Source organism: Micromonospora sp. NPDC051296 (assembly GCF_040682255.1).
Classification (GTDB): domain Bacteria; phylum Actinomycetota; class Actinomycetes; order Mycobacteriales; family Micromonosporaceae; genus Micromonospora; species Micromonospora craterilacus.
This window is the reverse complement of the sequence record NZ_JBFBAO010000331.1, coordinates 1-7866: the sequence shown is the minus strand read 5'-3', so window position 1 is coordinate 7866 and position 7866 is coordinate 1. Positions and strand designations below refer to the sequence as shown.

3 protein-coding genes and 1 pseudogene are annotated in these 7866 nt (G+C 72.7%); 2 read left to right on the top strand and 2 right to left on the bottom strand.

Annotated elements, in window-relative coordinates:
• Positions 1–1870: pseudogene (locus tag AB0M52_RS26805) on the bottom strand (HAMP domain-containing protein); the annotation flags it as partial.
• A 178-nt stretch (positions 1871–2048) separates the two neighbouring features.
• On the opposite strand from AB0M52_RS26805, the gene AB0M52_RS26800 reads away from it, so the two are divergent.
• The gene (locus AB0M52_RS26800) at positions 2049–4091 is read left to right on the top strand and encodes a SpoIIE family protein phosphatase (protein WP_363959124.1); all 2043 of its coding nucleotides are present in this window, start codon (positions 2049–2051) and stop codon (positions 4089–4091) included.
• Between the two features lie 150 nt (positions 4092–4241).
• Here the strand turns inward: AB0M52_RS26800 and AB0M52_RS26795 are convergent, their stop codons facing one another.
• Positions 4242–5588, bottom strand: a complete 1347-nt coding sequence (locus tag AB0M52_RS26795) for an FAD-binding oxidoreductase (protein WP_363959122.1) — start codon at positions 5586–5588, stop codon at positions 4242–4244.
• 82 nt (positions 5589–5670) lie between these two features.
• Between AB0M52_RS26795 and AB0M52_RS26790 the strand changes: the two genes are divergently transcribed.
• Positions 5671–7767 carry a S9 family peptidase gene (locus tag AB0M52_RS26790; protein WP_363959120.1) on the top strand — a complete coding sequence of 699 codons (2097 nt, stop codon included), beginning with the start codon at positions 5671–5673 and terminating at the stop codon, positions 7765–7767.
• Positions 7768–7866: the final 99 nt, after the last annotated feature.

The following is a 7866-nucleotide window of genomic DNA, read 5'->3' as shown; positions in this document are numbered from 1 at the left end:
GTCACCTCGTCGGCGAACGACGACAGCTGGTCCACCATCGTGTTGCCTTGAGTTCCAGGATCTCGCCCTGGGCGTCGACCGTGATCTTCTGGCTCAGGTCGCCCTTCGCCACCGCGGTGGAGACCTGGGCGATGTTCCGCACCTGGCTGGTCAGGTTCGACGCCATCGAGTTCACGTTGTCGGTCAGATCCCGCCAGGTCCCGGCCACGCCACGGACCTGGGCCTGACCGCCCAGCTTGCCCTCGGTGCCCACCTCACGGGCCACCCGGGTCACCTCGTCGGCGAACGACGACAGCTGATCCACCATCGTGTTCACCGTCGACTTCAGCTCCAGGATCTCGCCCCGGGCATCCACCGTGATCTTCTGCGACAGGTCACCCTTCGCCACCGCCGTGGTGACCGAGGCGATGTTCCGCACCTGACTGGTCAGGTTCGACGCCATCGAGTTCACGTTGTCGGTCAGATCCCGCCAGGTCCCCGAGACCCCCTTGACCTGCGCCTGACCGCCCAGCTTGCCTTCCGTACCCACCTCACGGGCCACCCGGGTGACCTCGTCGGCGAACGACGAAAGCTGGTCCACCATCGTGTTGACGGTGTTCTTCAACTCCAGGATCTCGCCCCGGGCGTCCACCGTGATCTTCTGGCTCAGGTCGCCCTTGGCGACCGCCGTCGAGACCTGGGAGATGTTCCGCACCTGGCTGGTCAGGTTCCCGGCGAGCTGGTTCACGTTCTCGGTGAGATCGCGCCAGGTGCCGGAGACGCCGCGTACCTGGGCCTGGCCGCCGAGCTTGCCCTCGGTGCCCACCTCACGGGCCACCCGGGTGACCTCGTCGGCGAACGACGACAGCTGATCCACCATCGTGTTGACGGTGTCCTTGAGTTCCAGGATCTCGCCCTGCGCGGCCACCGTGATCTTCTGCGACAGGTCACCCCGGGCGACCGCGGTGGAGACCTGAGCGATGTTCCGCACCTGCGCGGTGAGGTTCGACGCCATCGAGTTGACGCTGTCGGTCAGGTCCTTCCAGGTGCCAGCGACATTGGGCACCTCCGCCTGACCGCCGAGCTTGCCCTCGGTGCCCACCTCCCGGGCCACCCGGGTCACCTGCTCGGCGAAGAGCCGCAGCGTGTCGGTCAGCGAGTTGAAGGTGTGCGCCAGCTCGGCCACCTCACCCTTCGCCGACACGGTGATCTTCTGCGACAGGTCGCCCTTGGCCACCGCCGTCGCCACCTGCGAGATCGACCGCACCTGGTACGTCAGGTTCGACGCCATGGTGTTCACCGAGTCGGTGAGGTCCTTCCAGGTGCCGGCGACCCCGCGTACGTCGGCCTGGCCACCCAGCTCACCCTCGGTGCCCACCTCACGGGCCACCCGGGTCACCTCGTTGGAGAAGGACGAGAGCTGGTCGACCATGGTGTTGACCGTGCGGCCGATCCGCAGGTACTCGCCGCGCAACGGGCGACCGTCGATCTCCAGCGCCATGTGCTGGGAGAGATCGCCGTCGGCGACCGCGACGATGACCCGGGCGATCTCCGTGGCGGGCCGGCCCAGGTCGTCGATCAACGAGTTGACCGCCCGCTGCCCCTCCGCCCAGGAGCCGTCCAGCCCCTCCTCGTCGAGGCGCTCGGTGAGCCGGCCGTCGCGGCCCACGATCCGGCTGATCCGGCGCAGGTCCAGTTGCTGCCGCTCCTGGAGCGACACCACGTCGTTGAAGGCGTCGGCCACCTCGCCGGCCGCGCCCGAACGCCGGGCCAGCCTTACCTTGAGGTCACCGCGGCGGACCTGCCGTAGCGCCTCCGCCAGCTCGGTGAGGACCGCCTCGTGGTCGGCGGCGGAGGTGTCCGCGGTCACCGACTGCTTCGCCGTGGTCATCGTTCCTCGCTCAACTCGGGGTACACCGGCTCACGCCGGCCACCCCATCATTGTCCCCGTGACCTCGAAACCGCCACGGCACACCGCCGTCCGAGATCGAAGACCCGGCAGTGATCAGCTTGGCACCGGACGGGTGGCGGTGGAGGATACGAGGGTGTCAGCGGAGGCGGGGCCCGCGATGACCGGAGGCCCAGACGAGCACGTGCGGCGCGTCCGGCTTCCGGCCGACCGCCGTACGCCGGCCGCCGCGCGCGCCGTCGTCCGGTCCGTGCTCGCCGAGGCGAACCTGGACGAACTGCTCAACGAGGCACTTCTGCTGACCACGGAGTTGTCCACCAACGCGGTCGAGCACGCCCGCACCGAACTGGACATCGAGGTCACCGCCGACCCGGCGGGGCTGACCGTGACCGTCTCCGACTTCGCCTCCGGCCCGGTCGACGAACTGACCGTGGGCGTACGCAACGTTTCGACCGACATCACCGAGGTCGCCGAACGCGGGCGGGGGCTGCTGCTGGTCGACCACTTCGCCAGCCGCTGGGGCACCACGTACCTGCCCACCGGCAAGGGCGTGTGGTTCCGCCTGGACCGCGCCGACCCGGGCGGGCAGCGCCCGGACGACCCGCCGACTCCGGCCGGTGATTCGGGCAGCAACGGACAGAGCTCCACGCCCAGTGCCGGTGCGATGAGCGCGTTGATGCAGACCAGCCCCGACCCGTACGCCGACGATCCGCTGCCGGACTTCGCCACCAGTCTGCTCACCCGGGTGGCGGAGATGGTCGGCGCCGCCGGCGGCGTGGTGCGGCTGGACCGGGGCGACGGCCAGGGCCCGCAGGTGCTCGCCCGGTACGGCCGGCAGCCCCGGGCCGGCAACGACCTGCTCCGGGTGCCGCTGGCGGTGCACCGCCCGTACGTCGGTGAACTGGAACTGGACGCCGCGCCCACCGGGTACGCCCGGCCGCTGGCGGTGCTGACCGCCGAGCGGCTCTCGCTGCACCTGGAGAACGACCGGCTGCGCCGCGCCGACGTCCGCCGGCAGGCCTGGCTGACCTTCCTCGCCGAGGCCAGTGAGCTGCTCGCCCAGTCGCTGGACGTGGAACTGACCATGGCGCTCATCCCGCAGCTGGTGGTGCCCCGGCTCGGCCAGTGGTGCGCGGTGCACACCACCGACGAGTGGGGTCGGCTCCGGCTCGCGGCGGCCAGCCACGCGGACGAGTCGATGCTGCCGCAGCTGCATGCCACCCTGCGGGAGGCCGGCCCGGACTCGATCCAGGCCCGGCTGCGCGAGGCCAGCCGCAACGGCACCCAGACGCCGCTGGGCGCGCCGATGGAGGGCTTCGCCGTCCCCCTGATCGCCCGGGGCCAGCGCCTCGGCACCCTGGCGGTCGGCCGGCACCAGCGGCACCGGCACGACCCGGACGAGATCGCGGTGCTGGAGGACGTGGCCCGGCGGGCGGCCTTGGCCATCGAGAATGCCCGGATCCACGCCGAGCGCCGTCGGGTGGCGCAGACGCTGCAACAGTCGCTGCTGCCGCCCGTGCTGCCGGTCGTGGAGGGCATCGGCTTCGCTGCCGAGTACGTACCGACCGGCGGGGACGCCGATGTCGGCGGTGACTTCTACGACGTGGTGCCGATGCCGGACGGGCGCTGGCTGGTGGTGATCGGCGACGTCTCCGGCAAGGGAGTGCAGGCCGCGGCGGTCACCGGGCTGGTCCGGGACGTGATCCGGGTGCTCGCCGGGGACGGCAAGCCGCTGCCCGAGGTGTTGGCCCGGCTCAACGAGACGCTGGTCGAACGGGGTGCCGGCCGCTACTGCACGCTGGCGTTGGCGGCGGTCGGGCCGGGCGAGGGCGGCCGGCTCGACGTCGGGTTGCACCTGGCCGGGCACGACCGCCCGGTGCTGCTGCATTCCGGTGGCGGCCCGGCCACCTTCGTCGGCACCGGCGGCACCGCGCTCGGGCTGCTCGACGCCATCGCCTCGCCGACCGCGGAGATCGCCCTCGACCCGGGCGACTGCCTGGTCTTCTACACCGACGGGGTGACCGAGCGCCGCCGGGGCCGGGAGCTGTTCGGCACCAGCCGGCTGCGGGACGCCGCCGCCCCGCTGGCCGGCTACTCCGCAGACGTGGTGGCGGCCCGCCTCCGCGCCACCGCGATCAACTTCTCGGTCGAGGAACCCCGCGACGACATAGCCATCCTCGTCCTCCGCAACGACGCCGCCTAACCCCACCCCACCCCGCCTCGCCTCGCCTCGCCTCGCCTCGCCGATCTTGCACTTGTTGTCGGGGCAAAAGACGCATAGGCGGGCAATTCAGCGACCAAAAGTGCAAGATCGGCGCGCTTTGGGGCGGGAGAGTGCGGCGGGGGGCTCGGCTTAGAGGCCGCCGGGGAGGCGGCCGGGGGCCAGGCGGTGGGTGGGGTCGAGGTGCTGCTTGACGGCGCGTAGCCGGGCCAGGCCGGCCAGCTCGCCCCAGAGGTCGACGGCCCGACGGACGGCGGGCGGGGCGGAGAGCACCAAGCACCGGCCCTGCCGGGCGAGCAGCACGCCCCGGACCGCGGCCAGGATCGCCGCCACCCGGTCCGAGGGCATCGCGCCGGGCAGGGCGGCGTGCACCACGCCGAGCCCGGCCGAGCCGCGGACCGGCACCGGCGTGCCGGCCGCGTCGCGCAGCGCGTACACGGCGGCGTGCAGGTCGGTGATCGGCACCTCCAGCCGGAGCGCGGTGTCGCCGGGGGCGAACGGGTAGCTCCGCCACCACGGCGGTGCCGACCGGGCGACCGTCGCCCGGGCGCCGAACAGCGACGCCAGCCGGTCGGCGCGTTCGGCCACATCGGAGGGGCCGCCCTCCAGCAGCACCACCAGCGAGCCGGCGCCCGCCGGAACGGTCGGTGCGCGCCCCGTCATGGACGGATGGCGCGCCATCGCCTCGGCCCGGCGGTCCCGCCGCTGCCGGGATCCCGTGCCGGCCGGCAGGTCCAGCTCGACCGCGGCCGGGTCGAGCCGGGCGGCGAGCACCGCGCGGATCAGGTCGTGCACCTCGAGCGGTGTCCACACCGGGCGGGTCACCCAGACCCGGCTGGCCGGCACCGCCTGCACCCGCAGGGTCGCGCTGACCAACACGCCGAGCGCCCCCTCCGAGCCGCACAGCATCCGGGCCTGGGCCAGCCCGGCCGCCCCGCCGCCGGCCTCGGCCAGCTCACCGTCGGCGGCCAGGTAGCGCAGGCCGACGAGCTGGTCGCAGGCGGTGCCGTGGCGATGCCGCAACGGGCCGGCCTCGTCCGCGGCGAGCACCCCACCGACGGTGGCGCCGGGCGAGGGCGCGTCCAGGGCGAGCCGCTGGCCGGTGCGCTCCAGGGTGGCCTGTACCGCGCGCAGCGGCGTACCGGCACCGACCTCGGCCGTGCCCCGGCCTGGCGGCTGGTGGCCGATGCCGGCCAGTCGACCGGTGTCGAGCATGATGTCGACCCGCTCGGGCGCGGCACCCCAGTCAATCTTGGTGCCCGCCCCGCGCGGCACCACCGTCAGGTCGTGCCGCGCGGCCAGCCGCAACACCTGCGCCGCCGCGTGCGGACCGCCCGGCACGGCCACCCAGCGGGCCGGGCGCCCGGCCACCTCGTCGGCCGGGCCGGCGAACCGGGCGAACCGTGGACCGCAGATGTCGGTCAGCCGGTGGGCGATGTCGAGAGCCCCGGGCGAACCGGTGGAACGTGCTGGCACCATGGCGGTAATCGTACATGTGTTCGAACGATCGGGAAGGGATTCGCTCCGCACGGGAGACCGGGACGGCCGGTAACGTGGCGCCGTGACCACCGAGACTTCCGTGCCCGTAGCCAGGCAGGTGCCGACCGAACGCGTCCACCACGGCGACACCGTCGTCGACGAGTACGCCTGGCTGGCCACCAAGGACGATCCGGAGACGATCAACTACCTGAACGCCGAGAACGCGTGGACCGAGGCGCGGACGGCGCACCTGTCCGGGCTGCGTACGGAGTTGTTCGAGGAGATCCGGCGGCGTACCCAGGAAACCGACCTGTCGGTGCCGACCCGCAAGGGCGGGCACTGGTACTACACCCGCACCGTCGAGGGCCGGCAGTACGGCGTGCACTGCCGCCGGGCGGTCCGCGACGGCGAGACCACGCCGCCGATCAGCTCCGACGGCGCTCCGCTCGACGGGGAGGAGATCCTGCTCGACGGCAACCTGCTCGCCGAGGGGCACGACTTCTTCGCCATGGGCGCCTTCGACGTGAGCCCGGACGGGCGCTGGCTGGCGTACTCCACCGACTTCTCCGGCGACGAGCGGTTCACCCTGCGGATCAAGGACCTCGACACCGGCGAGTTGCTGCCCGACGAAATCCCCGGGACCTTCTACGGCACCGCCTGGTCCGCCGACGCCTCGGTGCTGTTCTACGTCACCGTGGACGAGGCGTGGCGGCCCCACCGGGTCTGGCGACACGTGGTCGGCACGGCCACGGCCGACGACGTGGTGGTGCACTCCGAGGACGACGAGCGGTTCTGGGTCGGGGTCGAGCTGACCCGGTCGGAGCGGTTCATCCTGATCGACATCGCCAGCAAGCTCACCAGCGAGGTGCGGGTCATCCCGGCCGGCAACCCGACCGGCGAGCCGGCGGTGATCGCGCCGCGCCGGCAGGGCGTCGAGTATTCGGTGGAGCACCACGGGCACCGGTTCCTGATCCTGCACAACGACGGCGCGGAGGACTTCGCGCTCGCGTACACCTCGGCGGACACTCCGGGCGACTGGGTGCCGCTGATCGAGCACTCCCCGGGCACCCGACTGGAGTCGGTCGACGCCTTCGCCGACCACCTGGTCGTCACCGTACGCAGCAACGGCCTGACCGGGCTCCGGGTGCTGCCGGTCGGCGGTGGCGACGCCCACGACATCGAGTTCCCGGAGCCGCTGCACACCGTCGGCCTGGACGCCAACCCCGAGTACCACGCCGGGCGGCTGCGACTGCGCTACACCTCGCTGGTCACCCCGGACTCGGTGTACGACTACGACCTGGTCACCCGCGAGATGACGCTGCTGCGCCGCCGGCCGGTGCTGCCCGGGCCGGACGGGCGGGCGTACCAGCCGGAGGACTACGAGCAGCACCGGGACTGGGCGCTGGCCGACGACGGCACGAAGGTGCCGATCTCGGTGGTCTGCCGCCGGGGTACGCCCCGCGACGGCTCCGCGCCCTGCGTCATCTACGGCTACGGCTCGTACGAGGCGAGCATGGACCCGTGGTTCTCGGTCGGCCGGCTGTCCCTGCTGGACCGCGGGGTGGTCTTCGCGGTGGCCCACGTACGCGGCGGCGGCGAGCTGGGCCGCCGCTGGTACGACCAGGGCAAGATGCTGGCCAAGAAGAACACCTTCACCGACTTCGTCGCCTGCGCCCGGCACCTGGCGAAGGCGGGCTGGACCGCACCCGACCGGCTGGTCGCCCGGGGCGGCTCGGCCGGCGGACTGTTGATGGGCGCGGTGGCCAACCTCGCGCCGGACGCCTTCACCGGCATCGTCGCGCAGGTGCCGTTCGTGGACGCGCTCACCTCGATCCTCGACCCGTCACTGCCGCTGACCGTCACCGAGTGGGAGGAGTGGGGCAACCCGCTGGCCGACCCCGAGGTGTACGCGTACATGAAGTCGTACACGCCGTACGAGAATGTCGCGGCGCTGGCATACCCGGCGATCCTGGCCATGACCAGCCTCAACGACACCCGGGTGCTCTACCACGAGCCGGCGAAGTGGATCGCGCGGCTGCGGGCGGTCGCGCCGCAGGGCGACTACCTGCTCAAGACCGAGATGGAGGCCGGTCACGGCGGGCCCAGCGGCCGCTACGACTCCTGGCGGGAGGAGGCGTTCGTCAACGCCTGGATCCTGGACCGGCTCCGCCTCGCCTGACGTACCGGCTCGGCGTCCGTGGCCGGCGTCGCCCGCCCGCCCCCGCCCGCCACGCGAACCACGCACGGGGGCCGGGCCCCGGTGTGGCGAGACGTGCCC